Raw genomic sequence first — 26475 nt, forward strand, 5'->3', positions numbered from 1 at the left:
ACCGCCCCGTTCGTGTACGGGGATCTCATCGACCCGGGACCTGAAACACATGGCTGGTCCGCACCAGGCCGGCCGGGATTGGAGAAAACATGAGGATTGCCGCCCCATTGCTTGCCCTCGGCCTGCTCGCCGCCCCTGCGGCCTGGTCCGCCAACCGCGCCTGCGTGATCGAGGGAAGCATTTCCGTCGCGGGTTCCGGGACGGCGGTGAAAGACTGCATGGAGTTCTCCTCCGACGTCTCGGCGGAGCAACTCAAGAGCAGCTGCGACGCAGTCGCCCAGGCGTCGGCCGGGCTGGGCGGCAAACCGGGCAAGGTCACACTCATGCGCCAATGTCCGCGGCCTGCCAGCGGTGCGTGCAAGGGACTGATGGGCCGGCCGCTCGATGCCTACTACTACGGGCTGTCGGCCGACGCGGTCCAGCAGAAGCGGCAGGCCTGCGAAACCTCGACCGCCGTGATCAAGGGAGGTACGTGGAGCGACGGCAAGTAGCCATCCGGGCCGGGCGCCCTAGCGGCGATGGCTCAGCGCGTTGGTCACCAGCTTGGAGGTGATGTCCACGATCTGGATCATGCGGTCGTAGGGCATGCGCGTGGGGCCGATGACGCCCAGCGTTCCCACGACCTGCCCGTCCACCTCATACGGAGCGCTGACCACCGACAGTTCCTCGAAAGGCACGACCTGGCTTTCGCCTCCGATGAAGATGCGCACGCCTTCGGCCCGGTTGGAGACGTCCAGCAGGCGCAGTATCTGGGTCTTCTGCTCGAAGAGGTCGAAGGCCTTGCGCAGGTTGCCCATGTCGTTCGAGAAATCGCTCAGGGCCAGCAGGTTGCGCTCGCCGGAGATGACCACCTCCTCCTGCGAGGCGGCCATGGCCTCGGAGCCGACGTTCACCGCGGCCTGCATGAGGGAAGCGATCTCTCCGCGCAACTGGTCCACCTCGGTCTTGAGCCGTTCGCGCACCTCGTCCATCCCCAGGCCGGAATAGTGGCTGTTGAGGAAGTTGGCGGCCTCGGCCAGCTGGGACTGGGTATGGTCCACTTCGGTGAAGATCACGCGGTTCTGCACATCGCCGTCCGGAGAGACGATGATGACCAGCAGGCGCCGCTCGGAAAGGCGCAGGAACTCGATGTGGCGGAAGACCGACGGTCGGCGCGGAGCCATGACCACGCCCACGAACTGCGACAGGCTGGACAGCAGTTGCGCCGCGTTCGCGATGACCTTCTGCGGCTGGTCGGCCGCGAGTTCGGGGGAGCACAGCTCGCCGCGCTGCACCGTCAACATGGTGTCAACGAACAACCGGTAGCCCTTGGCGGTGGGGATGCGGCCCGCGGAGGTGTGGGGGCTGGCGATCAGCCCGATGTCCTCCAGGTCGGCCATGACGTTGCGTATCGTGGCCGGAGAAAGGTCCAGGCCGGACGCCTTCGACAACGTGCGCGAGCCCACCGGCTGGCCGTCGGCGATGTAGCGCTCGATCAGCGCTTTGAGCAACAACTTGGCACGGTCATCGAGCATTGAATCATTTTAATGATCTAATTTCCGTGATGAAGCTCAGGTTCCAACGCGTGGCGCTCGTCGGCAAGTACCAGGCGCCCACTTCTGCAGGGATGTCCGACAGTTCGCGCGACGCGCTGGACGGCATCGCCAGATTCCTGGCCAACGAAGGGTGCGAGGTCGCCCTCGAGGCGGACACCGCCGCGAACACGGGGTTCGCCGACTACCCGGCGCTCTCCGTGGAGCGCATCGGGCTGGACTGCGATCTCTGCCTCGTGGTGGGCGGCGACGGCACGATGCTGGGCGTCGGCCGGCAGCTCGCGCAATACCGCACGCCGCTCATCGGCATCAACCAGGGCCGGCTCGGTTTCATCACCGACATCCCCCTGGGCGAGTACTCCACGGTCCTCAAACCCATGCTGCGCGGCGAGTACGAGGAAGACCTGCGCCCGCTCATGCGGGCCCGGGTGATGCGCCAGGGCCAGTGCGTGTTCGAGGCCCTGGCGATGAACGACGTGGTGGTCAACCGCGGGTCCACCTCCGGGATGGTCGAACTGCGCGTGGAAGTGGGTGGCCATTTCGTCTCCAACCAGCGTGCAGACGGCCTCATCATCGCGTCGCCCACGGGCTCCACTGCCTATGCCCTGTCCGCAGGCGGCCCGATGCTGCATCCGACGATTCCCGGATGGGTGCTGGCGCCGATCGCGCCGCACACGCTGTCGAACCGTCCCATCGTGCTGTCGGACAGCATGGAAGTGGCCGTGGAAGTCGTCAGCGGGCGCGATGTCAGCGCGAATTTCGACATGCAGTCGCTCGCGTCCCTGCAGCACGGCGACCGCATCCTGGTACAGCGCTCGGACTACCGGGCGCGCTTTCTCCATCCGCGCGGCTGGAACTACTTCGCCACGCTGCGCAAGAAGCTCCGCTGGAACGAAGGAGGCTACTGAGCATGGCGTTGAAGCGGATTGCGCTGCGTGATTTCGTGATCGTCGAGTCCCTCGAGCTGGACCTTCATTCCGGATTCACCGTCCTGACCGGCGAGACCGGCGCCGGCAAGTCCATCCTCATCGATGCGCTGCAGTTGCTGCTGGGTGCGCGCGCCGATCCGGGCGTGGTCCGGGAAGGCGCTGCGTCCACCGACCTGTGCGCGGAGTTCGACGGCACTCCCGCCATCGCGGCCTGGCTGGACGATGCGGGCATTCCTCCGGAAGACGGCCTGCTGCTGCGCCGCACCATCGACACCCAGGGCAAGAGCCGCGCGTGGATCAACGGAGTGCCGGTGACCGCGACGCAGATGCGCACCCTGGGCTCCCACCTCCTCGACATCCACGGCCAGCACGCCTGGCAGAGCCTCACGCGCGCGGACGCGGTGCGCGGGCTGCTGGATGCGTACGGCGGCATCCGCCCGGAAGGCCTGCAGCCCCTCTGGACGCGATGGCGCGACGACCGCAAGGCACTGGATGCCGCCATCGCCGGCCAGAACGACATCCAGCAGGAACGCGACCGGCTCCAGTGGCAGATCGCGGAGATGCAGAAGCTCGCCCCCGCCGATGGCGAATGGGAAGAGCTGAACGCGCAGCACACGCGCCTGTCGCATGCGCAGGCGCTGATCGACACGGCACAGGCGGCGCTGGGGGCGCTGGAGGACGACGAATCGGGCGCGCACGGCCCGCTGGTGCGCGCCCGCGGCCTGCTGGAAGCCAAGGCGTCGCTGGACCCACAGTTCCAGTCCATGCTGGACGTGCTGGCGTCCTGCCTGGCCCAGGCATCGGACGTGGCACATTCGCTCCAGGCCTACCTGCGCCACACCGACGTGGATCCGGACCGGCTCGAAACGCTGGATGCGCGCATGGGGCTCTGGATGTCGCTGGCTCGGCGCTTCAAGCGCCAGCCCCAGGACCTGCCCGCGCTGCTCGCCGGCTGGGAGGAAGAACTTGCCCGCCTGGACGGGGCCTCGGACGTGGAGGCCCTGGCCGAGCAGGCCCGCCGGAGCGAAGCCGCCTACATGCAGGCGGCCCGGGAGATTTCGCAGAAGCGCGCCAAGGCCGCTCCACAGCTCGCGCGCGCCATCACGCAGGCCATGCAGGGCCTGGGCATGAAGGGCGGCCGCTTCGACGTGGCGCTCGACACACAGGCCGAGCCGGGCCCGCACGGGCTGGACAGCGTGGCGTTCCTGGTGGCGGGCCACCAGGGAGTGACGCCGCGCCCGATCGGCAAGGTGGCCTCGGGCGGCGAGCTGTCGCGCATCTCGCTGGCGATCTCGGTGACCACGAGCCGCCTGGGCGAAGCGCCGACGCTGATCTTCGACGAGGTCGATTCCGGCGTCGGCGGCTCCGTTGCGGAAACCGTGGGCCAGCTGATGCAGCGGCTCGGCCGCGACCGGCAAGTGCTGGCCGTGACCCACCTGCCACAGGTGGCCGCGTGCGCGGACCACCACCTGGTCGTGTCCAAGCGCTCCCGCCAGCAGGGGACGGTCAGCACCGTCGCGGCCGCGGAAGGCGACCGCCGCATCCAGGAAATGGCGCGCATGCTCGGCGGCGAGCGCGCTTCGGCGGCCACCCTGGCGCACGCCCGCGAGATGCTGGACAACAGCCGAGCGGCAGCCAAGGGAGTCCGGGCATGACGGCCGACACCCTGGAGATCGTGCTGATCACGGGCATGTCGGGCTCCGGCAAGTCCGTGGCGCTGCACGCACTGGAAGACGCGGGCTACTACTGCGTGGATAACCTGCCCCCCGAACTGCTCGCGGCCTTCGTGGCACTGGAGCACCAGCACCACGGCAACCGGGTGGCCATCGCCATGGATGTGCGCAGCGCGACGGCGCTGCCCCTGGTGCCGCAGCAGCTGCGCCGCCTGCGCGCGGAAGGCGTGACCGTGCATTCGCTGTTCCTGGATGCCACGACGGACACGCTGGTGCGACGCTTCTCGGAAACACGCCGCCGCCATCCGCTGTCCCGCGATGAGTGGTATGGCGAGCCGCATGCGCTCCTGGAAACCATCGAACTCGAGCGCGAACTGCTTGCCGACCTGCGCGAACAGTCGCATGTCATCGACACCAGTGCCATCCGCGCCGCGCAGCTGCAGGGTTATGTGAAGAGCCTGATGCCCGCGCTGCCCGGGCAGCTGACCCTGGTGTTCCAGTCGTTCGCGTTCAAGCGGGGCGTGCCGGTGGACGCGGACTATGTCTTCGACGTGCGCATGCTGCCGAACCCGCACTACGAGCCCGGCCTGCGCCACCTCACGGGCAAGGACCAGCCGGTGGTGCACTACCTGGAACAGGCTCCGGAAGTGCTGCAGATGCGCGAGCACATCTCCGGCTTCCTGGGGCACTGGCTCGAGCCGCTGGCGCAGAACCACCGCAGCTATGTCACGGTGGCGATCGGCTGCACGGGCGGGCAGCACCGGTCCGTCTATCTCGTCGAGCAACTTGCGGCGGAATTTTCCGACCGCTGGACGACGCTGCGACGCCACCGGGAACTCGACGGACGCTAGGCGCGGGCCTTGCCCGGGCGTCCCGGCTCAGGCTTCCAGGGCTCCCGCGGCGGGCAGCCGCAATTGTTCCAGGAGCTTGCGCACGGGGGCCGGCAATCCCAGCGCCTTCCATTGCGCGGCCGTGTACCAGCCGCCCTCCTGCCCGGCTTCGGCCCGGCCGGGCGCGACAGTTTCCGGCCCGAGCACCAGCAGGGGATGCAGGTGCAGGTCCCGGTGCGTGAGGACATGGAATACGGCATCCAGTTCCCGCGGCGGGCGGACCACGCCCCGCTGCGCCAGCCAGTCCCCCGCCTCCTCCCGGCTGTCGAACATGGGCGGGCAATGCAGGCCGGCCCAGATGCCCTCGGAAGGCCTGCGCTGCAGCCAGAGGCGCCCCTCGCCGTCGTGCAGCAGCGGAAACCACCACGCCTGCGCCCGCCGCTGCAGCTTGCGCGTGCGCACAGGGTAATCCTCGGGATTGCCGGCCCGGGCCGCCACGCACTGCGGCTGCAGGGGGCAGAGAATGCAGGCGGGCTTGCGCGGCATGCAGAGGCTCGCACCCAGGTCCATCAGGCCCTGCGTGTAGCGGGGCATGGATTCCTGCAGGTCGTCGAGCGGCAGCAACTCGCTGGCGCGATCCCACAGGTCACGCTCGTTGCGGGCGACGGCCAGGTCGGCATCGAAGCCGAGCACCCGCGTGAGCACCCGCCGGACGTTGGCGTCCAGAATGGGCACGCGCTCCGCGAAGCAGAAGGAGGCGATCGCACCGGCGGTGGAACGGCCGATGCCGGGCAGGCCGGCCAGGGCCTCGGCGGAGCGCGGAAACTCCCCGCCGTACCGGTCCACGACCTCCCTGGCGCACCGGTGCAGATTGCGGGCCCGACTGTAGTAGCCCAGGCCGCTCCAGAGGGCCATGACATCGTCCTCAGGCGCCGCGGCCAGGGCGCGCACGTCGGGGAACCGGGCCAGGAACCGGGTGTAGTAGTCCAGTACCGTACTGACCTGCGTCTGCTGCAGCATGATTTCGGACAGCCAGACCCGGTAGGGGTCGCGCGTCTGCTGCCATGGCAGGTGGTTGCGGCCATGCACGGCCTGCCAACGCACCACTTCGGTGGCGATATCGGGGGACGCGCGCTTCATGCGGACAGCGGCGTCCGGGGCTGCGGCTTGCCGTTTTCCGCGGGCAGGGAGGCCAGTTGCTCCGTCAGCTCGTGCAGGCGCGCCTCCAGCTGCGCGAGTTCCTGCTCGGCCTGCTCGATCTCCGCGATGCGCTCCACGAGGCCGCTGGCGGCATGCTGGATGCGGTCCACCGCCTCGATGCGCCGGGCGAAGCTGCGCTTGCGCTCGCGCAACTGCGCGTCGAGTTGCGCCGTGGCGGACTTGCTCCACAGCTCCAGGTCGTTCGCGGCCGATTCGAACACGGTGCGCAGGCGCATTCCCAGCGCCCGCACGAGGCGGTGGGTGAAATCGGGCTGCGCCAGCCGCAGGGTGTTGCCCACGCCGATGTATTGCAGGTGGCGGCCCTCGATCTGCTGGATCTCGGCAAGGAAACCATCGAGCCGGGGCGTGGCGGGCACCTGCAGGGAGAAGCCGAAATCCGCATTGAGCTGGCGGAACGTTCCCCCCAGCATGGCGTGGATCTCGGTGGCGGAGGCCTGGGCCTTGTCCATGATGGCGCGCAGCCGCTCGAACGTCTCCGCGTACACCTTGCGGACCCCGAGCTTCAGCCCCTTTTGCTGGAGGGTCTCGACCAGCGACGTCATCTCCGCCTTCAGCGAGCGCGCGCCCAGGTCATGGAAGATGTCGCGCAGCAGCTTCAGGTGCACGGCGCGCACCGCCTGGATCTTGGCGGCGCTGGCGTCGAATTCGCGCTGCTCCTGCTCGATGCGTACGCGCATGGACTCGATCACCGATGCATTCTTGCCGCGCAGGCTGCGCAGCTCCAGCATCTGGTCGTCGAGATCGCGGCGGCGGATATTGATCGTGCGGCCCGCTTCCGAGCGCAGGGACGCCACGCCGGCCGTCACGGCCGAACGCAGGATGGCCTGGCGCTTGCCCATCACGCCCTGCCCCAGCGCATCCTCCAGCGCCGGCAATCCGCTCGATTCCAGCAGCACGTCGTCGCAGTGGATCTTGGACACCAGGCCCTTCTGGGCGGACACCAGCAACACCTGGTCAGGCGCCACGCCCAGCATGTCGGCGGAGGCCAGGCGCTGGCGATCCAGTTGCTCCTGCACCTGGGTCGGGGAATTCAGCGTGTCCCACAAGGTATCGATCTTGTTGAGCACCACCAGCTGCGCATCCGCATGGCCCACGGACGGCGCCACATGCTGGCGCCAGATCTCCAGGTCCGACCGCGTGACGCCGGTATCCGCGCCCAGGATGAACACCACGGCATGGGCCTGCGGGATGAGATTGATGGTGAGCTCGGGCTCCGCGCCCACGGCGTTGAGGCCGGGGGTGTCCAGGATGACCAGACCCTGCCGCAACAGGGGATGGGGAATGTTGATCAGCGCATGGCGCCACGCCGGCACTTCCACCAGCCCTTTCGCGTCGGGCACGGGATTTTCCTGCGGCTGGTCGTCGTGCCAGAAGCCGAGGGCGCGCGCCTCGTCCTGCGTGACCCGGCGCACTTCCGAAACCTTCTCGATGGCCTGGGCGAGCTGCTCGGCATCGCCGACATTCAGCGGGACTTCGCTCCACTGGTCCGGCCGCAGCCGCCATTCGGCCAGGCCCTGGGGCTGCATGCGTGTCTCGATGGGCAGCAGCCTCAGGCTGTTGGGCAGCGACGGGTCGTACCCGAGCTCGGTCGGGCACATGGTGGTGCGCCCTGCACTGGCCGGCATGATGCGGCGGCCATAGTCGGCGAAGAAGATCGCGTTGATGAGTTCGGACTTGCCACGCGAGAACTCCGCGACGAATGCGACCATGACCTTGTCGCTGCGCACCTGGTCTTCCAGGCGGCGCAGCTTTTCCTCGATGGCCGCATCCATGAGGGCATGGGACGACATCCATTCCCCCAGGTGCTTCAGCTGCAGCGCGAAAGCGCGCCGCCAGGCGCCATGCTGGTCGAATTGCTCGTTGAAAGAAGGTCCCACGGTGCTCCTGGAGGTGGATGCTGCGCTGCTGCCCTGCAGGCACATGCAAAATATATCAGCACCCCGGGCGGGATTGCCCGCCCAAATCAGGGCCGCTGGCAGCGGATGCAATAGTACGTGCTGCGCTGCCCCTGCCGCATGGAGCGTATCGGCGTTCCGCAGGTACGGCACGGCAGGCCCTCGCGCCCATAGACGTGGGCTTCGAGCTGGAAATGCCCGGCGTTGCCATCCACGCCGGCGAAGTCCCGCAGCGTGCTGCCGCCGCGCTCCACCGCCCGCGCCAGCACCGTGCGGATGGCCTCGTGCAGGCGCCGGGCACGCAGCGGCCCGATCGACGAGGCACGCGCCGTCGGCCGGATGCCGGCCAGGAACAGCGCCTCGGACGCATAGATATTGCCGACACCGACCACCGCCCTGCCGCCGAGCAGGAACTGCTTGACGGGCAGCCGGCTGGCCCGCAGCGCCGCCACGAAGCCCTCCAGCGTGAAGGTATCGCCGAGCGGTTCCACCCCGAGCCGGCCCAGCAGCTTCACCGCCTGCGGGCTCGTCTCGGAATCCGCCCAGACAACGGCCCCGAAGCGGCGCGGGTCCTTCAGGCGCAGCGTGCCCCGGCTGGTGGCCATGAGGAAATGGTCGTGCGCGCCGGGCGACTCGGCACTCCGGTCGAAGCGCAGGCTCCCGGACATGCCCAGATGGATCAGCAGCATGCCGCGGTCCAGGTCCACCAGCAGGTATTTGCCGCGGCGCCGCACGGCCACCACGCGCAGGCCGTGCAGGTCTTCGGGCGCGCAGCCCAGCGGCCAGCGCAGCGACTTTCCCAGGACCACGGATTCGATCACCGCACCCGCCATGGCGTCCGCGATGCCGCGGCGCGTGACTTCCACCTCGGGCAACTCAGGCATATGGTCGGGCTCCGGAAACTGTATCTGGCATGGATTATTATGGGTCGATGGAGCAATCACATCGACTTCGGAGTGCCGCATTCCTGTGCGCACTGTGTGCCGTCGCGGCGCCCTCTTTCGCGGCACCGGCTGCTCCCCCACCTCCGCCCGCGCGAGCCCCGCAGGCGGAACTGCAGGTGGAGAACATTCCCAACAGCGAAGCCCGCGCGGCCCTGGACGCAGAGTTGTTCTACGACATCCTCGTCGGTGAACTGAGCACCAGCCAGGGAGACCCCGGCACGGGCTATGCCCTCATGCTCGAGGCGGCCCGGCGCAGCGGCGACGCCCAGCTCTACCGGCGCGCGACGGAGATCGCGCTGCAATCGCGTTCCGGCGAATACGCCCTGGCGGCCGCGCGCGCCTGGAAGGAAGCCCAGCCCCAGTCGCGCGAAGCCAATCGCTACGTGCTGCAGATCCTCATCGCGCTCAACCGCATCCCCGAGACGGGCGACCTGCTGCGGCAGGAACTGGCGCAGTCCCCGGCGAAGGACCGGCTGCTGACCCTCCAGGCCATTCCGCAACTGTATGGACGCGCACCGGACAAGGCAGCCGCTGCCGCCATCGTCGAGAAGGCCCTGGCAGAGCAACTGCAGAACCCGGCGGCCGGCCCGCTCGCCTGGACGGCGCTGGGACGGATGCGGCTCGCTGCCGGCGACCGCAAGGGCGCGCTCGAGGCCGCCCGCCATGCCCTGGAACAGGAACCCACGCTGGACGCCGCGGCGCTGCTCTCGCTGCAGCTCATGGAGGCGGGAGAAGCCGAGGCCGAGCCGCTGGTGGCCCGCTACATGAGCGGCAAGCCCCAGCCGGAGATCCGCATGGCCTATGCGGGCGTCCTCCTCAACCTGCAGCGCTACTCCGAGGCAGGGACGCAGCTGGACCTGCTCACGCGGGAGGCGCCGGACATGGCCGAGGCCTGGCTGCTGAAGGCGACCCTGGCCCTGCAGTCCGACCGGCTGCAGGAAGCCGACGCGGCGCTGGAGCAGTTCGAACGCCTCCTGCAGTCCTATCCGCCCACGGATCCGCGCAAGGCCGCCATCGGCCAGGCCTACCTGCTGCGCTCGCAGATCGCCGAAAAACGCGGCGACCTCGCTCAGGCGGAAGCCTGGCTGGCCAGGATCGAGAACTCGTCCGAACTCCTCGCCGCCCAGACGCGGCGCGCTTCGCTGCTGGCACGCCAGGGCAAGCTGAACGAAGGCATTGCCCTGATACGCCGTCTTCCCGCCCGCAGTCCGCTGGAAGAACGCCAGAAGCTCGTGGCCGAGGCGCAACTGCTGCGTGACGCCAAGCAGTACCAGCAGGCGTTCGAGGTGCAGGGCAAGGCCGTCGCCATGGCGCCCGAGGACTACGACCTGGCATACGACCAGGCCATGCTGGCCGAGAAGGCCGGCGACCTGGCCGGCATGGAGCGGCTGCTGCGCCAGATCATCGAAAAGCGCCCCGACTACCACCACGCCTATAACGCGCTCGGCTATTCGCTGGCCGAGCGCGGCATCCGCCTGCAGGAGGCCCGGCAGCTGATCCAGAAGGCCCTGACCTACGCGCCCAAGGACCCGTTCATCACCGACAGCCTGGGCTGGGTGGAGTTCCGCCTGGGCAACCATGCCGAGGCGGCGCGGCTGCTGGGCGATGCCTTCCAGCGCCAGCCGGACCCCGAGATCGCGGCCCACCTGGGCGAGGTGCTGTGGACCATGGGAGAGCGTTCGAGGGCCCTGGATGTCTGGCGCACCGGGCTCCAGCTGAACAAGAACAATGAAACGCTGCAGGAAACCATCAAGCGGCTGAAGGCTACCCCGTGAGGGCGACGCCCTTGCCGGCGGTGCCGTTGCGCCGCAGCCTGGTCGGGGCCCTGGCCGGATGCGCCCTGGTGCTGGCGGGATGCGCCAGCCCGCCCCGCCCGCCCAGGACCGCGGAGCAGGCGGGTACCCGGCAATGGAACGGCCGCATGGCGCTGCAGGTGGATGACCCCGCAGTGAACCCTGTCAGCGCCGGGTTCGAGCTGAGCGGTGGACCGCAGCAGGGAGAACTCGTGCTCCTGAATCCTCTGGGCAACGTGCTCGCCACCCTGGAGTGGTCGCCTGCCGGCGCCGTGCTGCAAAAGGGCGGCGAGCGCCGAACGTCCGCATCGCTCGACGCGCTGGTGCTCGAGCTGACGGGCAGCGCCCTGCCCGTCGCCGCGCTCTTCGCCTGGCTCGATGGCGACGCCGTGGCAGTGCCCGGCTGGACGGTCGATACCAGCAGGCTGGAAGACGGCCGGCTGACCGCCCGGCGCCAGAGTCCGCTGCCGGAGGCCACGCTGCGCATCGTGCTGGACCGCTGAGCCGATCCATGCGCGCGCTCCACGACCTGCCCGCCCCGGCCAAGCTCAACCTGTTCCTGCACATCACCGGGCGCAGGCCCGATGGCTACCACCTGCTGCAGTCGGCCTTCATGCTGATCGACTGGTGCGACACCCTGCATTTCGAACTGCGCCCGGGCGGCGGGATCAGCCGGGAGGACATGGGCGCCGGGCTGCCGGCCGACGACCTCTGCACCCGCGCGGCCCGCGCGCTGCAGGAGGCCACGGGCACGCGGAAAGGCGTGCACATCATCCTGGAAAAGTCCATCCCCGCGCAGGCCGGCATGGGCGGTGGCTCGTCGGATGCGGCGACCACGCTGCTCGCCCTCAACCGGCTCTGGGACCTGGGACTGGGCCGGGCGGCGCTCGAGCGCATCGGACTGTCGCTCGGTGCCGACATTCCCTTCTTTTTGCACGGCAGGAACGCCTGGGTCGAGGGAATCGGTGAGACAATCACGCCGCTCGAGAACGTGCACGCGCTGCCGGAGAGCCGGTTCGTGGTGGTCAAGCCCGAAGCCGGACTGGATACGAGATCGATTTTTTCGTCTCCTTCGCTGGAACGCAATTCAGAGCGTGCTACAATCTCAGGCTTTGCTGCAGCACACTACCAATTTGGTAAAAACGTTCTGCAGCCGGTCGCAGAAATGCTCTGCCCCGAAGTGTCCGAAGCCATCCGCTGGCTGGAGCACAAGGGATTGCAGGCACGAATGACCGGCTCGGGAAGTGCGGTGTTTGCGCAAATGACACATGCGATCGATTTATTCGATCTGCCCACCGGATGGAGGGCAAAAGTATGTGATAATCTGAGGCTCCACCCCCTCGCAGGGTGGGCAGCAGATGAAGATTGAGGTGGATTGCCATCAGGCAGTCAACCTGTGTAGGGGAGTCGCCAAGCTGGTTAAGGCACCGGATTTTGATTCCGGCATGCGAAGGTTCGAATCCTTCTTCCCCTGCCAAAGCTTTCCGCTTCGGGCATTTACTTCAGACTGCTGGGTCTCGCATGCAAGCCAACCACCCCGACTTCATGATTTTCACCGGCAATGCCAACCCAGGCATGGCCGCTGATATCGCCCGGCATCTCGGCACGAGCCTCGGCGCCATCGATGTGGCACGCTTCTCCGACGGAGAAGTCACCGTGGAAATCAAACAGAACGTCCGTGCCCGCGACGTGTTCGTGGTGCAGTCCACCTGCGCTCCCACGAACGAGAACCTCATGGAACTGCTGATCATGGTCGATGCGCTCAAGCGCGCATCTGCCGAACGCATCAGTGCCGTGATTCCCTACTTCGGCTATGCCCGCCAGGACCGTCGCCCGCGCTCCACGCGCGTGCCGATCTCCGCCAAGGTCGTGGCCAACATGCTGCAGGCCGTCGGCGTCGCCCGCGTGCTGACCATGGACCTGCACGCCGACCAGATCCAGGGCTTCTTCGACATCCCGGTGGACAACATCTATGCGTCCCCCGTGCTGCTCGGCGACCTGCGCCAGAAGAACTACGAAGACCTCATCGTCGTGTCGCCCGATGTCGGCGGCGTGGTGCGCGCGCGTGCGCTGGCCAAGCAGCTCGGCTGCGACCTGGCCATCATCGACAAGCGCCGCCCGAAGGCCAACGTCTCCGAAGTGATGCACGTGATCGGCGAGATCGAAGGCCGCAACTGCGTGATCATGGATGACATGATCGACACGGCCGGCACCCTCGTGAAGGCGGCCGAGGTCCTCAAGGAGCGCGGTGCCAAGAAGGTGTATGCCTATTGCACGCATCCGATCTTCTCGGGCCCCGCCATCGACCGCATCTCCCAGGGCGACGCGCTCGACGAAGTGGTCGTCACCAACACCATCCCCCTGAGTGAAGCCGGGAAGGGATGCGCCAAGATTCGCCAGCTCTCCGTGGCACCGCTGATCGCCGAGACGATCCAGCGCATCGCCAAGGGTGAGTCGGTGATGAGCCTGTTCTCGGACTGAGGACTCCATCCTCCCCTGCCCCGCCTTCGAGCGTGGCAGTTGATGCCAAGCCTCCTTCGGGAGGCTTGCGCGTTCGGGAACCTTTACGGCCTGCCGCCTTGATGGCGCGGGTCTTTGTCAACGCAGGGCCCGCTGGTCGCGGCAGGCCCCCACAGGAGTGAAACATGAACTTCGTCGCTTTTGAGCGCGCAAAGCAAGGTACGGGTGCGAGCCGCCGTCTGCGCAATTCGGGCAAGACGCCCGGCATCGTCTATGGCGGTTCCGCCGAACCCCAACTCATCGAGGTGGACCACAACGCCCTGTGGCACGCCCTGAAGAAGGAAGCCTTCCACTCCAGCGTGCTGGACATGGAACTGGCCGGCAAGTCCAGCAAGGTGCTGCTGCGCGACGTGCAGTACCACCCGTACAAGCAGCTGGTCCTGCACATCGACTTCCAGCGCGTGGACGAGAAGACCAAGCTGCACATGAAGGTGCCGCTCCACTTCTCGGGCGCGGAGGAATCGCCGGCCGTGAAGATCGACAAGTGCATGGTCAACCCCGTGGCGACCGAACTGGACGTGTCCTGCATGCCGTCCGACCTGCCCGAGTTCATCAACGTGGACCTGAGCAAGCTGGAAAAGGGCCGCTCCCTGCACCTGAAGGACATCAAGCTGCCCCGCGGCGTGTCCCCCGTGGTGCGCGGTGGCCAGCAGAACCCCGTGCTGGTGTCCGTGGTGCCCCCGGTGGCCGAAGTCGAGGCTCCGGCCGAAGGCGCTGCCGCTCCGGCTCCCGCTCCCGCCAAGAAGGGCAAGAAGTAATTCCTGCCCGCTGACCGAAGGCAGCCCCCCGGCGGGCCGCCCTCGCCGGCCACACGGCCCACCGCTTCCGAGCGCGTGGGCCGTTGCTTTTTGGAGCGCCTGGGGGCGCTCCCCGGATAATCGCGCGCACCATGATCAAACTGTTTGTGGGCCTGGGCAATCCCGGGCCGGATTACGACGCCACGCGGCACAACGCGGGCTTCTGGTGGATCGACGGGCTGGCCCGCGAGCTGAAGGTGCACCTGGTGCCCGAGCGGGCCTACCACGGCCTCGCCGCCCGCGCGAGCGTGAACGGGCAGAGCGTGTGGCTGCTGCAGCCGCAGACCTTCATGAACCTCTCGGGCAAGTCGGTGGCCGCGCTGGCGCGCTTTTTCAAGATCCAGCCGGAGGAAATCCTGGTGGCGCACGATGAGCTGGACATCGTGCCGGGGCAGGTCAAGCTCAAGCGCGGCGGCAGCCATGCAGGGCATAACGGCCTGCGCGACATCCATGCCCAGTTGGGCTCGCCGGACTACTGGCGCCTGCGCATCGGGATCGGACACCCGGGGGTGAAGGCCGAGGTGGCGAACTGGGTGCTCAAGAAGCCGTCGCCCGACCACCGCACGCTGATCGAGGACAGCATCGCCCATTCGCTGAAGGCTGCGCCCGCCATGCTGGCCGGCGAGATGGACAAGGCCACGCTGCTGGTGCACACGACCAAACCGCCACGGCCGAAGCCCCCGCGGCCGGCCGCGGCGCCAGCGGCCCCCGGCAACCCGTAGGCAGGTTCGCGCCGCGGTACACAGCCCCGCGCGCTATTCGGAGAGTCCGGAGGGGCGTTCCGCAGCCCCCGCACCCGCTGCTGCCCCGGTGAGGCGCAGGTACTTCTCCATGAGCGTCTCGCGGCTTTCGACGTGCCGGGGATTCACCGGGATGCAGGCCACGGGGCAGATCTGCACGCACTGCGGCTCGTCGAAGTGCCCCACGCACTCCGTGCATTTGTCCGGATCGATCTCGTAGGTGGCCTCGCCCAGGTAGATGGCGTGGTTGGGGCATTCGGGCTCGCACACGTCGCAGTTGATGCACTCGTCGGTGATCATCAGGGCCATGGGTGCCTCCGGGCGGAGCGGAGCACGGCGGGCGTGCGGGAAACGGACGTCATGGGAGGATTATCCCAGCCCGCCATCCCCATGCCGCGCCAGGGGCCGCCGCCCCCGCCCTGGACGGAGGGCCCCGGCGTGTTTGCCGCTATGCTGCGCCTTTCCGCCCACGCCCCTCGACCGCCTCTCCATGGGACCGTTCCTGCTCAAGCGCCTGCTCACGTTCGCCGCCACCCTCGCCGGGGCGTCGGTGGTCGTGTTCCTGGTGCTGGAGATCCTGCCCGGCAATGCCGCACAGGTGATGATGGGCCCCGACGCATCGCCCGAGGCGGTGGCGGCGCTGGCAGCCCGGCTGGGGCTGGACCAGCCCGCGCCGCTGCGCTACATGCAGTGGATCGGCGGCCTGCTGTCGGGCGACATGGGCACCAGCCTGGCCTACGGCACGCCCGTGCGCGACCTGGTCCTGGAACGCCTGGCGCTGACGGTGCCGCTGGCGGTGATGGCAATGGCGATCACGGCCGTGCTCGCGCTGCTGGCGGGGGTGTACGCGGCATCCCGCCATCGCCGCTGGGGCGACGTGGGGGTGATGGGGCTGGCGCAGATCGGCATCGCCATCCCCAATTTCTGGTTCGCGATCCTGCTGATCCTGCTGTTCTCGGTGAAGCTGCGGTGGTTCTCTGCGGGAGGGTTTCCCGGCTGGACGGAAGCATCGGGCGGCGGTCCGCTCGCGGCGCTGCAGGCGCTGCTGCTGCCCGCCGTGTCGCTGGCGGTGGTGCAGGCCGCCATCCTCGCGCGCATCACGCGTTCCGCGGTACTGGAGGTGCTGCGCGAGGATTTCGTGCGCACGGCGCGGGCCAAGGGCCTCTCTCGGCGTTCGGCGCTGTGGGGCCACGTGCTGCGCAACGCGATGATTCCGGTGGTCACCGTCATGGGGCTGCAGTTCGCCAACCTGCTGGCCGGCACGATCGTGGTGGAAAACGTCTTCTACCTGCCGGGACTGGGCCGGCTGATCTTCCAGTCGATCGCGAACCGCGACCTCGTCGTGGTGCGCAACTGCGTGATGCTGCTGGCGGCCATGGTGATCCTGGTGAACTTCGCCGTGGACCTGCTCTACGCGGCGATTGATCCCCGCGTGAAAGCGGGCGGTCTCTGATGCGCGCACCGACCCACGCCCCCGGGCCTGCCGCCACCCGCCCCGCCATGGCAATGGACGGGCTGCTCCGTGCGCTGCGGCATCCCAGCTTCGCCCTCGGCGCCGCGCTGACGCTGCTGATGGCGCTGGCGGCGGGGCTGTCCTTCGTGTGGACACCCGGGTCGCCCTATGACATGGACATGGGATCGGCCCTCCTGCCGCCGGGAACCGCGCACTGGCTGGGCACGGATGCGTACGGGCGCGACGTGGCATCGCTGCTGCTCGTGGGCGCGCGCAATTCGATCCTGGTGGGCGTGATCGCGGTGGGCATCGGGCTCACGGCCGGCACGGCGCTCGGACTGCTGGCCGCGGCCCGGCGGGGCTGGGTGGAAGAGGCGGTGATGCGCCTGGCGGATTTCACGTTCGCGTTTCCCGCCATCCTCTCGGCCATCATGCTGACCGCCGTCTGGGGCCCCGGCGTGGTGAATTCGATCATCGCCATCGGCATCTTCAACATCCCGACCTTCGCGCGCGTGGCGCGCGCCTCGGCCAGGGCCGTCTGGGCGCGGGAGTACGTGATGGCGGCGCGCGCGTGCGGCAAGGGCCCGTGGCGCATCACGCTGGAGCATGTGCTGCCCAACATCGCCGCCGTGCTGACCGTGCAGGCGACGATCCAGTTCGCACTGGCGATCCTGGCCGAGGCCGCCCTGTCCTACCTGGGCCTGGGCACGCAGCCGCCACAGCCCTCCTGGGGCCGCATGCTGAGCGAGGCGCAGACGCTGATGTACCAGGCCCCCCTGCTGGCCGTGTGGCCCGGGCTGGCGATCGCGCTGGCGGTGCTGGGGCTGAACCTGCTGGGCGACGGACTGCGCGACCTGCTCGATCCACGCCTGTCGCGCCACCGCTGAACGAAGAAGGACCGCCAGTGACTTCCGGGATGCTCCTTCCCCCTCCCCCCGCCCCTGGCGCCCTGCTCGAGGTGCGCGGCCTCCAGGTGAAGCTGCCCACCCGCCATGGCATGGCGCGCGCGGTGCGCGGGGTGGATTTCACGCTCGCACGCGGCGGTACGCTCGGCCTGGTGGGCGAATCGGGCTGCGGAAAGTCGCTCACCGCGATGGCGCTGATGGGCCTGCTGCCCGAAGGCGCCCGGGCCGCGGGCCGCGTGCGCTTCGACGGCCAGGACCTGCTGGACCTGCCCGACGCCGAGCTGGCGCGCCTGCGCGGGCGGCGCATCGCGATGGTGTTCCAGGAGCCGATGACGGCGCTCAATCCCGTGCATACCATCGGCGCGCAGGTGGCCGAGCCGCTGCGGCGGCATCTCGGCCTGGGACGTGCCGACGCGCGCGCACAGGCGGTGGCATTGCTGGACCGGGTGGGCATACCGAGGGCAGCGCACCGCTTCGACGCCTATCCGCATGAATTCTCGGGCGGGCAGCGCCAGCGCATCACCATCGCGATGGCGCTGGCCTGCGGGCCGGATGTGCTGATCGCCGACGAACCGACGACTGCGCTGGATGCCACCGTGCAGCGCCAGATCCTGGAACTGATCGCGGGGCTCGTGGCCGAGCGGGGCATGGCGCTGGTGCTGATCTCGCACGATCTGGGCGTGGTCGCGCAGAACGTGGACCGGGTGCTGGTGATGTACGGCGGCAGCGTGGTCGAAGACGGCCCGACGCGCGAGGTGTTCGCGCACCGCGCCCATCCCTACACGCGCGGGCTGTTCGCCGCGCGGCCGCGCTGGACGGACGACACCGGAAGTGCAGCCGCGGCGGGCGGCGGCCGGCCACGGCTGCCGACCATTCCCGGCACGGTGCCGGAGATCGGCGCACTGCCGCCTGGCTGTCCGTTCGCGGGCCGCTGCGCCTTCACGGTGCCGGACTGCGACGCCGGCCTGCCGGAGCCGGTGGAGGTGGGGCCGGCGCACCATGCGCGCTGCATCCGGCTGGAAGCCGTCGAGGCTGCGCACGCGTCGGAGGCACGGCGGTGAGCCGGCAGGACACCCCTGGCCGCGCAGCGGCGGAGGCCGCCGGGATGCCGGCACCGCTGCTGGAAGTGCGCGGCCTGGTGCGCGACTACCCGCTGCCGCGCGAGCGCCTGTGGACTCCGGCCCCGCGCTTCCGGGCACTGGACGGCGTGGACTTCACGCTGGCGCCGGGCCGCAGCCTGGGGGTGGTGGGTGAATCGGGATCGGGCAAGTCCACGCTGGCGCGGCTCGTGATGGCGCTGGACACGCCGACCGCGGGCCAGGTGCGGCTGCGGGGACGCGATCTGCACGCGCTTGGTGCGGCGGACCTGCGCGCGGCACGGCGCGATGTGCAGATGGTGTTCCAGGACCCGTATGGCTCGCTGGATCCGCGCATGACCGTGGAGCGCATCGTGGCCGAACCGCTGGCCGCGCTGGAAGGCCTGCCCCGCCCGCAGCAGCGCGAGCGCGTGGCCGAAGTGCTGGCCCAGGTGGGCCTGCGCCCGTCCGACGCGGGCAAGTATCCGCACGAATTCTCCGGCGGCCAGCGCCAGCGCATCGCGATCGCGCGGGCCATCGTCACCCGCCCGGCCCTGGTCGTGGCCGACGAGCCGGTCAGCGCGCTCGACGTCTCCGTGCAGGCCCAGGTACTGAACCTGCTGCAGGACCTGCAGGAGCGGGCCGGGCTCTCCTTCCTGCTCATCAGCCACGATCTGGCCGTGGTCCGCCACCTGTGCGACGAGGTTGTGGTGCTCAAGGAAGGCCGCATCGTGGAGCGGGGAGCGCCGGACGTGCTGTTCCGCTCACCCGCGCATTCCTATACGCGGGAGCTGGTGGCAGCCGTTCCGAGGGTGCCAGGTGTTCGTGAGGATAACTCATCGTATTCATAGATCTCTGTAAATCGTCCTTTTCATTCTTCTATGAATCAATTTTTCATTCATAGATTTGTGGCGACACGGCGATTGAGTAATATCTAAGAATGCCTCGCCAGAACCGGACTGGGCGAGAGCTACGGAGCCCTGGCCACCGTCCTTCTGCGCCTGGGCCATCCGGACACGCAGGCAGCGCAGCGCGAGGAGCTGTTCAGGCGCATGGTGTTCAACATCCTCATGGACAACACCGACGACCACGAACGCAATCACAGCCTGCGCCTGGAGTTCGACGGCTACTACGCACTCTCGCCGGCCTACGACGTGGTGCCGACGCTGCAGAACCTGGGCTACCAGGCCATGTCGGTCGGCACGGCTGGCACCGAATCGAGCCTCGACAACGCACTCACGGAACTGAGCGAATTCGGCATCCGCGCACCGCGGGCCCTCGAGCTGGTTCGGGAGGTGGCCCGCGCGGTCGATGGCTGGAAGGCCCACTTCGCCCGCGAGGGAATATCCACCGCAGACCTGGAACGGCTGGAGGCCAGCATCGACCGGGACGCCCTGCACCGGCAAAGGCGTGCATTCCTCTGAGACGCCCGGCCCCGGGGATGCAGCCAGCATGGCGGAAGGCGCCACGTGGTGTACAAACACACCCGGACCGACCGGAGACACGAACCCCATGCCCATCGACCGCCGCACCCTCCTCGCCGCTGCCGCCGCCTCGCCGCTGGCACTGCCGCTGCCTGCCCTGGCCCAGCCCCGCAAGGACGGCGTCGTGCTCGCGATGACGCTGGAACCGCCGGGCCTGGATCCGACTTCCGGTGCGGCATCTGCCATCGGCGAGATCACGCTCTACAACGTGTTCGAGACATTGACCCGGATCAATCCCGACGGCAGTACCTCCCCGCTGCTGGCGGAGCGGTGGGACATCTCGCCGGACCTGAAGACCATCACGTTCCACCTGCGCAGGGGCGTGAAATTCCACAATGGCGCCCCCTTCAATGCCGCGGCGGTGAAGTACTCCTTCGACCGTGCGGCCGGCGAGAGAAGCACCAACAAGGACAAGCGCACCTTCGCGAACCTCGCCACGCAGGTGGTGGACGAGAACACGGTGACCGTCGTCAGCAAGGAAGTCGATCCGGACCTGCTGTTCCTGCTCGGCCAGGCCACCGCTGCGATCGTGGAGCCCACGAGTGCGGAGGGCAACGGCGTGCGGCCGGTGGGCACGGGGCCCTACCGGTTCACGGCCTGGAGCCAGGGGGCATCCGTCACGCTGTCCGCGTGGGACGGCTACCGCACGCCGGGCACGGCGAAGATACGCCGCGCGGTGTTCCGCTTCATCTCCGATCCTGCCGCCCAGGTGGCGGCCCTGATGGCGGGCGACGTGGACGCGTTCCCCCGCGTGGCGCCGCGCAGCGTGCCCCAGTTCAAGGCCAACCCGCGCTTCCAGGTGATCGTGAGCGGCTCCCGCGCCAAGACCATCCTCGCGATCAACAACCAGCGCAAGCCGCTGGACGACGTGCGCGTGCGCCGTGCCATCGCGGCGGCCATCGACCGCAAGGCCGTGATCCAGGGCGGCGCGGACGGGCTGGGCGTTCCCATCGGCAGCCATTACGTACCGGGCGCGTTCGGCTACGTGGACACCACGGGCATCAACCCCTACGACCCCGACAAGGCCCGGCGGCTGCTGGCCGAGGCCGGCGTGAAGACGCCGCTGGAACTCACGCTGACGCTGCCCCCCACACCCTATGCGCGCCAGGGCGGCGAGGTGATCGCTGCACAGCTGGCCAAGGTGGGCATCGTGGCGAAGCCGCGCAACGTGGAATGGGCGCAGTGGCTGAGCGGCACCTATGCCAACAAGAACTACGACCTCACGCTGATCTCCCACGTGGAGCCCTTCGACCTGGGCAATTTCGCCAAGCCCGACTACTACTGGGGATACCGTTCGCCGCGGTTCGACGCGCTCTACGAGCAGATCAGGAACACGGCCCAGCCCGCCGACCGGGCGCGGCTGCTGGGCGATGCGCAACGCCTGCTTGCGGAGGACTGCGTCCACGCCTTCCTCTACCAGGCGCAATGGGCCACGGTGGCGAACCGCAACCTGCGTGGCCTGTGGAAGGACATGCCCATCTTCGCCAACGACCTGTCGGCGCTGTCGTGGGCCTGACGGAAACCTCCGGCATGCCGAGCAGGCCGGCAAGACGCCGGGCGTGAGCCCGCGGCACGCCCGCTTTTTTCGCCCCCACTTCCCTGGACACTCCCACCGAATGGATACCTTGATCATGGCGGCCCTCATCGCCGCCGGCGTGCACATGCTGAACCTGCGGCAGCAGCGCCGCCGCATCGGCCTGCTGGCCCGCCACCTGGCGAACTACCAGATCGAAAAGCTCATGGAGAACCTGCTGGAGGGCTACCTGCGAGCGCTCGGCGAGAAGGAAGAAGCGCGGCGCGACCAGATCTGGCAGTTGCTGCGCACCACGGAGCAGCAACTGGCGGAGCAGTTCCAGCGCTTCGCGGCGGAGTTTTCGCAGGTGCCGCCCGAGAAGACGCGCGTGAGCCGCATTCCGGTGGCACTGCCCTTCGCGCTGCAGCTGTTTCCCGCGGCATCGTTCGACCTGCGGCAGGCGTTCGTGGTCCATGCGCAGGGCATCGCGCGCGGCGTGCGCAATGATGCCGGCCTCACGCAGCGCGACAAGGCCTTCACGCTGACGGCGGAGCTGCTGCTGATGCAGCACACCTGCCACTGGTTCTGCAAGTCGAAGACGGTGGCCTCGGCGCGCATGGTGGCCCGCCACCGCACGCCGCACCAGCAGCTGGTGGAATCGGTATCGCCGGAGACGCGGCGGGCGTACCTGGCGCTGGTGGAGGGCTGAGCGGCGATCGCCGGCCTGCGCCTGCAACGGGCTAACCCAGCCGTGCGACGCGCGCGGCGGCCGTATCCACATGGGTTTGCAGCGCGTCCACACAGGCGGAGAAGCGATCGCTGAAACCGGAAGCGCCACGCAGCGCGGCCAAGTACTGACGGGCCATCAGGACGGCATCCCCCCAGGTTCCCGAGGGCACACCGGGCAGGATGACCGGGTCAGGCACCGCGGCCGGCACGCCCCCACCGCTGCGCGGCGCGAACGCCATCGGAGTCATGTCGTAGGCCGGTGCGAGCTCATACGGCCGCCCCTGCCCGGAAATGAACGAGAGGTTGCCGGTATGCATGTCGGTATTGCCGATCAGCGTGCCGAAGGCCCAGAGCCGGCTGGTCATCTCCACCGCTTCGGGGCACACGCACCGCTGCCGAGCCAGCGCCTGAACGATCGGCGGCCAGCCGCCTGTGCCCTGGCCCAAGAATTCGGCGTCCAGCGCGGCCAGCGAGACCAGGCCGATGCGCCCTGTCGCCCCCACCCGGTCGAATCGCTCCACTTCGAGGAACCGCTGTCCCGCATGGTCGATCACGGCGGTGCGGGACGCCGGGATTCCAGCTTCCAACAGGACATTCAGAGCGAGATGCTCGGCCAGCAGCAGGTCGCGCCAGCGCTCGCTCACGGGGCTCGGCTCGGCCTCGGTGAACTTCACCAGGACATGCCGGGGGCCGGCGGGGGTTTCGGCAAAGGCCGTGAATTTCGGCTGTTCCCCGCCAGCGGAGGATCCGGGCACCTCGCCACGTGCTGCAGCATCAGCCAGCCCTGCGTACACAGCAGCCTTCTCTGGCAGGGGGATCGGTTCAGGGACGGGACCATGCACGAACTGGTGGACTGCGGTATCGCCGAGCAGCAGGTTGCCCACCGTATCACCGCCCTCTGCGATGAGGGCGCGCATGACATCCTTGTCCGACCAGTCCGGGAGCCGCTGCGGAAGTCCCAGGGCGCGACCATGGCGAAGCAGAAATGCCCGCCCCAGATAACCCTGGGGCCGCATGTCGAAGAGCCACCACGGAAGACCGTCGCTGTGCAGCACCACGCCATCGGCCTGGCGCATCACATAACCCTCTGGATGCACCGGCAGCAGATCGCCCAGCCAGTGCGCACGCCCCTGGGGATCCACGCGGTGCACGGGAACGGCGGCATGCCCGCGCGAGAGATCCCGCAACACATACTGAATAGATCGGGCCCGCCCCAGCCGCAGCACCTCATCGCCCAGCACTGCGATCGCCCGGGAGATGGTCGGCTGGCTCACGCGCAGGCGCTCAGACAGCGCACGCGCAGTGTGGGGCCCCTTCCGCAGTGCCAGGCGCAACGCGTCGGAGTACATTTTGAATGGACGTATGAATAGATAAATGAATAGATAAATGAATAGATATTCTATTCCTTCAGTCCATTTCGCGACGCAGTATCAGGGCTCCATGCCCCCCAGGCACAGGTACTTGATGACCACGTAGTCGTCGATGCCGTAGTGCGACCCTTCGCGTCCCAGGCCCGACTGCTTTACACCGCCGAACGGGCCGACCTCGTTCGAGATCAGTCCGGTGTTGATGCCCACGATGCCGTACTCGAGCGATTCGGCCACGCGCCAGACGCGCTGGATGTCGCGGCTGTAGAAGTAGCTCGCCAGGCCGAATTCGGTGTCGTTGGCCAGCCGCACGGCTTCCTCGTCGGAGTCGAAACGGAAGAGCGGCGCGACCGGGCCGAAGGTTTCCTCGCGCGAGAGCTGCATCTGCGGTGTGGCATCGGCCAGCACGGTCGGCTCGAAGAAGGTGCCGCCCAATGCATGCGGCTTGCCGCCGGTGAGGACCCGCGCGCCCTTGGCCACGGCGTCCTTCAGGTGCTCCTGCACCTTTTTCACGGCGGCTTCGTCGATGAGCGGGCCCTGCTCCACGCCCTCGTCCATGCCGTTGCCCACCTTCAGGCGCCGCACGGCCTCGGCCAGCTTGTCCGCGAAAGCGTCGTACACGCCGGCCTGCACGTAGATGCGGTTGGCGCACACGCAGGTCTGTCCGGCGTTGCGGAACTTGGAAGCGATGGCGCCCTGCACGGCAGCGTCCAGGTCGGCATCGTCGAACACGATGAAGGGTGCGTTGCCGCCCAGCTCCAGCGAGAGCTTCTTGATGGTGTCCGCACTCTGTCGCATCAGGGCGCGGCCGGTTTCGGTGGAGCCCGTGAAGGTGAGCTTGCGCACCAGCGGGTTGGAGGTCATCTCGCCGCCGATGTCGCTGGAGCCGCCGGTGAGCACGCTGAACACGCCGGGCGGCACGCCGGCTTCCTCTGCGAGCACCGCGAGGGCCAGCGCCGAGAGCGGCGTGGCACTGGCGGGCTTGAGCACCATCGGACAGCCGGCCGCGAGCGCCGGGCCGGCCTTGCGCGTGATCATCGCGGCGGGGAAGTTCCACGGCGTGATCGCCGCGCAGACGCCGATCGGCTCCTTGAGCACCACGATGCGCTTGTCGGCCGCGGGCGAGGCGAGCGTGTCGCCGTGCACGCGCTTGCCTTCTTCCGCGAACCATTCGATGAAGGACGCCGCATAGGTGATCTCGCCTTTGGCCTCGGCCAGCGGCTTGCCCTGCTCCGCGGTCATGATGGCGGCCAGATCGTCGGCGTTCGCCAGCATGAGGTCGTTCCAGCGGCGCAGGATGGCGGCGCGGTCCTTGGCCGTGCGCCGGCGCCAGGGGCCCCAGGCCCGGTTCGCGGCCTCGATGGCGCGGCGGGCTTCGGCCGCGCCCATGCGCGGCACGCAGGCCACGGATTCGCCCGTGGCGGGATTGGTCACGTCGATGGTGCCGCCGTCGTCGGCGTCCACCCACCGGCCGTCCAGAAAGGCCTGCTCGCGCAGCAGGCCGGGGTTCTTGAGCTTCAGCATGCAAGGGTCTCCTGAAAGAAACGAAGAGACCCTATCGCGCCCTGCCTGGCGCGGCTGTAGGGCATCCACCCGAACCGGCGGGCGGTGCCGCAACCCCTCAGCGGACCATGCAGGGCCGCTTGTTGTCGAAGCGCCAGCCCGGCACGAGGTACTGCATGGCGACTGCATCGTCGCGTGCGCCCAGGCCGTGCTCCAGGTAGAGCCGGTGCGCGGCCTCCACTGCGTCCATGTCCAGCTCCAGCCCCAGGCCGGGGCGCTGCGGCACCTGGATCTGCCCGCCTTCGATGCGGTAGGGCTCGCGCGTGAGGTGCTGGCCGTCCTGCCAGATCCAGTGGGTGTCGATGGCCGTGACCTTGCCGGGCGCCGCGGCCGCCACGTGCGTGAACATGGCGAGCGACACGTCGAAGTGGTTGTTGGAGTGCGAGCCCCAGGTCAGGCCGAAGGCCTCGCACACCTGTGCGACGCGCACCGACCCGGCCATGGTCCAGAAATGCGGGTCGGCCAGCGGGATGTCCACCGACTGCAGCGACAGGCTGTGAGACATCTCGCGCCAGTCGGTGGCGACCATGTTGGTGGCCGTGGGCAGGCCGGTGGCGCGGCGGAATTCGGCCATCACCTCGCGGCCGGAATAAACGCCCTCGGCGCCGCACGGGTCTTCGGCATAGGCCATCACGCCGTGCAGGTCGCGGGTGAGGCGCACGGCATCCTTCAGCAGCCAGCCGCCGTTGGGATCGAGCGTGACGCGCGCCTGCGGGAAGCGCTCGTGCAGCGCGCGGATCGCCTCGACCTCGTCCTCGCCGCGCAGCACGCCGCCCTTGAGCTTGAAGTCGGCGAAGCCGTAGCGCGCATGCGTGGCCTCCGCCAGGCGCACGATGGCCTCGGGCGTGAGCGCTTCCTCGTTGCGCAGGCGGAACCAGTCGTCCTGCGCGCCGGACTCGTCGCGGTAGGCCAGGTCGGTCCTGCGGCGATCGCCGACGTAGAAGAGGTAGCCCAGGACCTGCACGGCCTCGCGCTGCTGCCCGTCGCCGAGCAGCGCGGCCACGGGCACGCCCAGGTGCTGGCCCAGCAGGTCGAGGAAGCACGACTCCACGGCGGTGAGCGCATGGATGGTCACGCGCAGGTCGAAGGTCTGCAGGCCGCGGCCGCCACTGTCGCGGTCGGCGAAGCGCGCACGCATCGCGTTCAGCACCGCGCGGTGGTTGCCCACGCCCTGACCCACGATCAGCGCGCGCGCGTCCTCGAGCGTCTGCCGGATCTTCTCGCCGCCCGGCACCTCGCCCACGCCGGTGCGGCCGGCGCTGTCGCGCAGGATCAGCAGGTTGCGCGTGAAGAACGGGCCGTGCGCGCCGCTCAGGTTCAGCAGCATGCTGTCGTGGCCGGCCACGGGCACGACGCGCAGGTCGGTGATGACGGGCGTGGCGCCCGGGGCCTGGAGGTTGTCGGAAGGTGTCATGGTGAATGAGAAAAGGAAAGTGGGTAAGGCGGTCCGCTGGTACCGTGTCCGACGCACGCCCTGTAACCGTCCGATGGCCGCGGAGCAGGCCACGCCA

25 protein-coding genes and 1 tRNA gene are annotated in these 26475 nt (G+C 68.7%); 18 read left to right on the forward strand and 8 right to left on the reverse strand.

The features are described from left to right. Window positions 1–89: 89 nt before the first annotated feature. Window positions 90–491, forward strand: coding sequence for a hypothetical protein (locus tag ACGHC0_RS18480; RefSeq protein WP_415266409.1), 402 nt, complete (start codon window positions 90–92; stop codon window positions 489–491). Between the two features lie 18 nt (window positions 492–509). Here ACGHC0_RS18480 and hrcA read toward each other — a convergent pair whose 3' ends face one another. After that, a complete protein-coding gene (hrcA, locus tag ACGHC0_RS18485; RefSeq protein ID WP_415266410.1) occupies window positions 510–1514 on the reverse strand; it encodes a heat-inducible transcriptional repressor HrcA in 1005 nt (334 codons plus the stop codon). A gap of 29 nt (window positions 1515–1543) precedes the next feature. Between hrcA and ACGHC0_RS18490 the strand changes: the two genes are divergently transcribed. From ACGHC0_RS18490 to rapZ, 3 genes are read left to right on the forward strand one after another with little or no spacing between them, the layout of a single operon-like run. Continuing rightward, window positions 1544–2440 (forward strand): NAD kinase, encoded by an 897-nt coding sequence (locus ACGHC0_RS18490; RefSeq protein WP_368352363.1) that lies wholly within the window; start codon window positions 1544–1546, stop codon window positions 2438–2440. A gap of 2 nt (window positions 2441–2442) precedes the next feature. Continuing rightward, a complete protein-coding gene (recN, locus tag ACGHC0_RS18495; RefSeq protein WP_368352364.1) occupies window positions 2443–4116 on the forward strand; it encodes a DNA repair protein RecN in 1674 nt (557 codons plus the stop codon). Beyond that, the gene (rapZ, locus tag ACGHC0_RS18500; protein WP_107130145.1) at window positions 4113–4985 is read left to right on the forward strand and encodes an RNase adapter RapZ; all 873 of its coding nucleotides are present in this window, start codon (window positions 4113–4115) and stop codon (window positions 4983–4985) included. The genes recN and rapZ overlap by 4 nt, the downstream gene beginning before the upstream one ends. A gap of 27 nt (window positions 4986–5012) precedes the next feature. Here the strand turns inward: rapZ and mutY are convergent, their stop codons facing one another. The 3 genes from mutY to mutM form a co-directional block, all read right to left on the reverse strand. Continuing rightward, on the reverse strand, window positions 5013–6104 hold the full coding sequence (gene mutY / locus ACGHC0_RS18505; protein ID WP_415266411.1) for an A/G-specific adenine glycosylase: 1092 nt from the start codon (window positions 6102–6104) through the stop codon (window positions 5013–5015). Further along, window positions 6101–8062 (reverse strand): dynamin family protein, encoded by a 1962-nt coding sequence (locus ACGHC0_RS18510; protein WP_368352366.1) that lies wholly within the window; start codon window positions 8060–8062, stop codon window positions 6101–6103. The genes mutY and ACGHC0_RS18510 overlap by 4 nt, the downstream gene beginning before the upstream one ends. Before the next feature lie 86 nt (window positions 8063–8148). Next, window positions 8149–8964 carry a bifunctional DNA-formamidopyrimidine glycosylase/DNA-(apurinic or apyrimidinic site) lyase gene (gene mutM / locus ACGHC0_RS18515; RefSeq protein ID WP_019702263.1) on the reverse strand — a complete coding sequence of 272 codons (816 nt, stop codon included), beginning with the start codon at window positions 8962–8964 and terminating at the stop codon, window positions 8149–8151. Window positions 8965–8993: 29 nt separating this feature from the next. Between mutM and ACGHC0_RS18520 the strand changes: the two genes are divergently transcribed. The 7 genes from ACGHC0_RS18520 (at window position 8994) to pth (ending at window position 14856) form a co-directional block, all read left to right on the forward strand. Continuing rightward, window positions 8994–10799, forward strand: coding sequence for a tetratricopeptide repeat protein (locus ACGHC0_RS18520; protein WP_415266412.1), 1806 nt, complete (start codon window positions 8994–8996; stop codon window positions 10797–10799). Further along, the gene (locus ACGHC0_RS18525; protein WP_368352368.1) at window positions 10796–11320 is read left to right on the forward strand and encodes a lipoprotein insertase outer membrane protein LolB; all 525 of its coding nucleotides are present in this window, start codon (window positions 10796–10798) and stop codon (window positions 11318–11320) included. The genes ACGHC0_RS18520 and ACGHC0_RS18525 overlap by 4 nt, the downstream gene beginning before the upstream one ends. An 8-nt stretch (window positions 11321–11328) precedes the next feature. Beyond that, window positions 11329–12186 (forward strand): 4-(cytidine 5'-diphospho)-2-C-methyl-D-erythritol kinase, encoded by an 858-nt coding sequence (gene ispE / locus ACGHC0_RS18530; RefSeq protein WP_415266413.1) that lies wholly within the window; start codon window positions 11329–11331, stop codon window positions 12184–12186. Window positions 12187–12217: 31 nt separating this feature from the next. Next, window positions 12218–12294, forward strand: a tRNA-Gln gene (locus ACGHC0_RS18535). Window positions 12295–12338: 44 nt separating this feature from the next. Next, a complete protein-coding gene (locus ACGHC0_RS18540) occupies window positions 12339–13298 on the forward strand; it encodes a ribose-phosphate pyrophosphokinase (protein ID WP_368352370.1) in 960 nt (319 codons plus the stop codon). A gap of 164 nt (window positions 13299–13462) precedes the next feature. Further along, the gene (locus ACGHC0_RS18545) at window positions 13463–14095 is read left to right on the forward strand and encodes a 50S ribosomal protein L25/general stress protein Ctc (protein ID WP_368352371.1); all 633 of its coding nucleotides are present in this window, start codon (window positions 13463–13465) and stop codon (window positions 14093–14095) included. Window positions 14096–14226: 131 nt separating this feature from the next. Beyond that, complete coding sequence (gene pth, locus ACGHC0_RS18550; protein ID WP_415266414.1) at window positions 14227–14856, forward strand: aminoacyl-tRNA hydrolase; 630 nt, start codon at window positions 14227–14229, stop codon at window positions 14854–14856. Between the two features lie 33 nt (window positions 14857–14889). Here the strand turns inward: pth and ACGHC0_RS18555 are convergent, their stop codons facing one another. Next, complete coding sequence (locus ACGHC0_RS18555; RefSeq protein WP_415266415.1) at window positions 14890–15183, reverse strand: YfhL family 4Fe-4S dicluster ferredoxin; 294 nt, start codon at window positions 15181–15183, stop codon at window positions 14890–14892. Between the two features lie 181 nt (window positions 15184–15364). Here ACGHC0_RS18555 and ACGHC0_RS18560 point away from each other — a divergent pair, with 181 nt between their 5' ends. The 7 genes from ACGHC0_RS18560 (at window position 15365) to ACGHC0_RS18590 (ending at window position 22014) form a co-directional block, all read left to right on the forward strand. Further along, a complete protein-coding gene (locus tag ACGHC0_RS18560) occupies window positions 15365–16327 on the forward strand; it encodes an ABC transporter permease (RefSeq protein WP_415266416.1) in 963 nt (320 codons plus the stop codon). Then, a complete protein-coding gene (locus tag ACGHC0_RS18565) occupies window positions 16327–17214 on the forward strand; it encodes an ABC transporter permease (protein ID WP_415266417.1) in 888 nt (295 codons plus the stop codon). The genes ACGHC0_RS18560 and ACGHC0_RS18565 overlap by 1 nt, the downstream gene beginning before the upstream one ends. A gap of 29 nt (window positions 17215–17243) precedes the next feature. Continuing rightward, window positions 17244–18293 carry an ABC transporter ATP-binding protein gene (locus tag ACGHC0_RS18570; RefSeq protein WP_415266418.1) on the forward strand — a complete coding sequence of 350 codons (1050 nt, stop codon included), beginning with the start codon at window positions 17244–17246 and terminating at the stop codon, window positions 18291–18293. Window positions 18294–18337: 44 nt separating this feature from the next. Then, window positions 18338–19159 (forward strand): ATP-binding cassette domain-containing protein, encoded by an 822-nt coding sequence (locus ACGHC0_RS18575; protein ID WP_415266419.1) that lies wholly within the window; start codon window positions 18338–18340, stop codon window positions 19157–19159. Window positions 19160–19288: 129 nt separating this feature from the next. Continuing rightward, window positions 19289–19732 (forward strand): HipA domain-containing protein, encoded by a 444-nt coding sequence (locus ACGHC0_RS18580; RefSeq protein ID WP_415268434.1) that lies wholly within the window; start codon window positions 19289–19291, stop codon window positions 19730–19732. 88 nt (window positions 19733–19820) lie between these two features. Then, complete coding sequence (locus tag ACGHC0_RS18585; RefSeq protein WP_415266420.1) at window positions 19821–21308, forward strand: ABC transporter substrate-binding protein; 1488 nt, start codon at window positions 19821–19823, stop codon at window positions 21306–21308. A 100-nt stretch (window positions 21309–21408) separates the two neighbouring features. Then, complete coding sequence (locus ACGHC0_RS18590; RefSeq protein WP_368352378.1) at window positions 21409–22014, forward strand: hypothetical protein; 606 nt, start codon at window positions 21409–21411, stop codon at window positions 22012–22014. 31 nt (window positions 22015–22045) lie between these two features. On the opposite strand, the gene yjjJ is transcribed toward ACGHC0_RS18590, so the two are convergent. The 3 genes from yjjJ to gudD all read right to left on the reverse strand — a co-directional run bounded on the left by yjjJ (window position 22046) and on the right by gudD (window position 26378). Further along, window positions 22046–23383, reverse strand: a complete 1338-nt coding sequence (yjjJ, locus tag ACGHC0_RS18595) for a type II toxin-antitoxin system HipA family toxin YjjJ (protein ID WP_415266421.1) — start codon at window positions 23381–23383, stop codon at window positions 22046–22048. Window positions 23384–23464: 81 nt separating this feature from the next. After that, window positions 23465–24925, reverse strand: a complete 1461-nt coding sequence (gene gabD / locus ACGHC0_RS18600; RefSeq protein WP_415266422.1) for an NADP-dependent succinate-semialdehyde dehydrogenase — start codon at window positions 24923–24925, stop codon at window positions 23465–23467. A gap of 97 nt (window positions 24926–25022) precedes the next feature. Further along, a complete protein-coding gene (gene gudD / locus ACGHC0_RS18605; protein WP_368352381.1) occupies window positions 25023–26378 on the reverse strand; it encodes a glucarate dehydratase in 1356 nt (451 codons plus the stop codon). Window positions 26379–26475: the final 97 nt, after the last annotated feature.

This window comes from Acidovorax sacchari (assembly GCF_042847045.1).
In the GTDB taxonomy this organism is placed as follows: domain Bacteria; phylum Pseudomonadota; class Gammaproteobacteria; order Burkholderiales; family Burkholderiaceae_C; genus Paracidovorax; species Paracidovorax sacchari.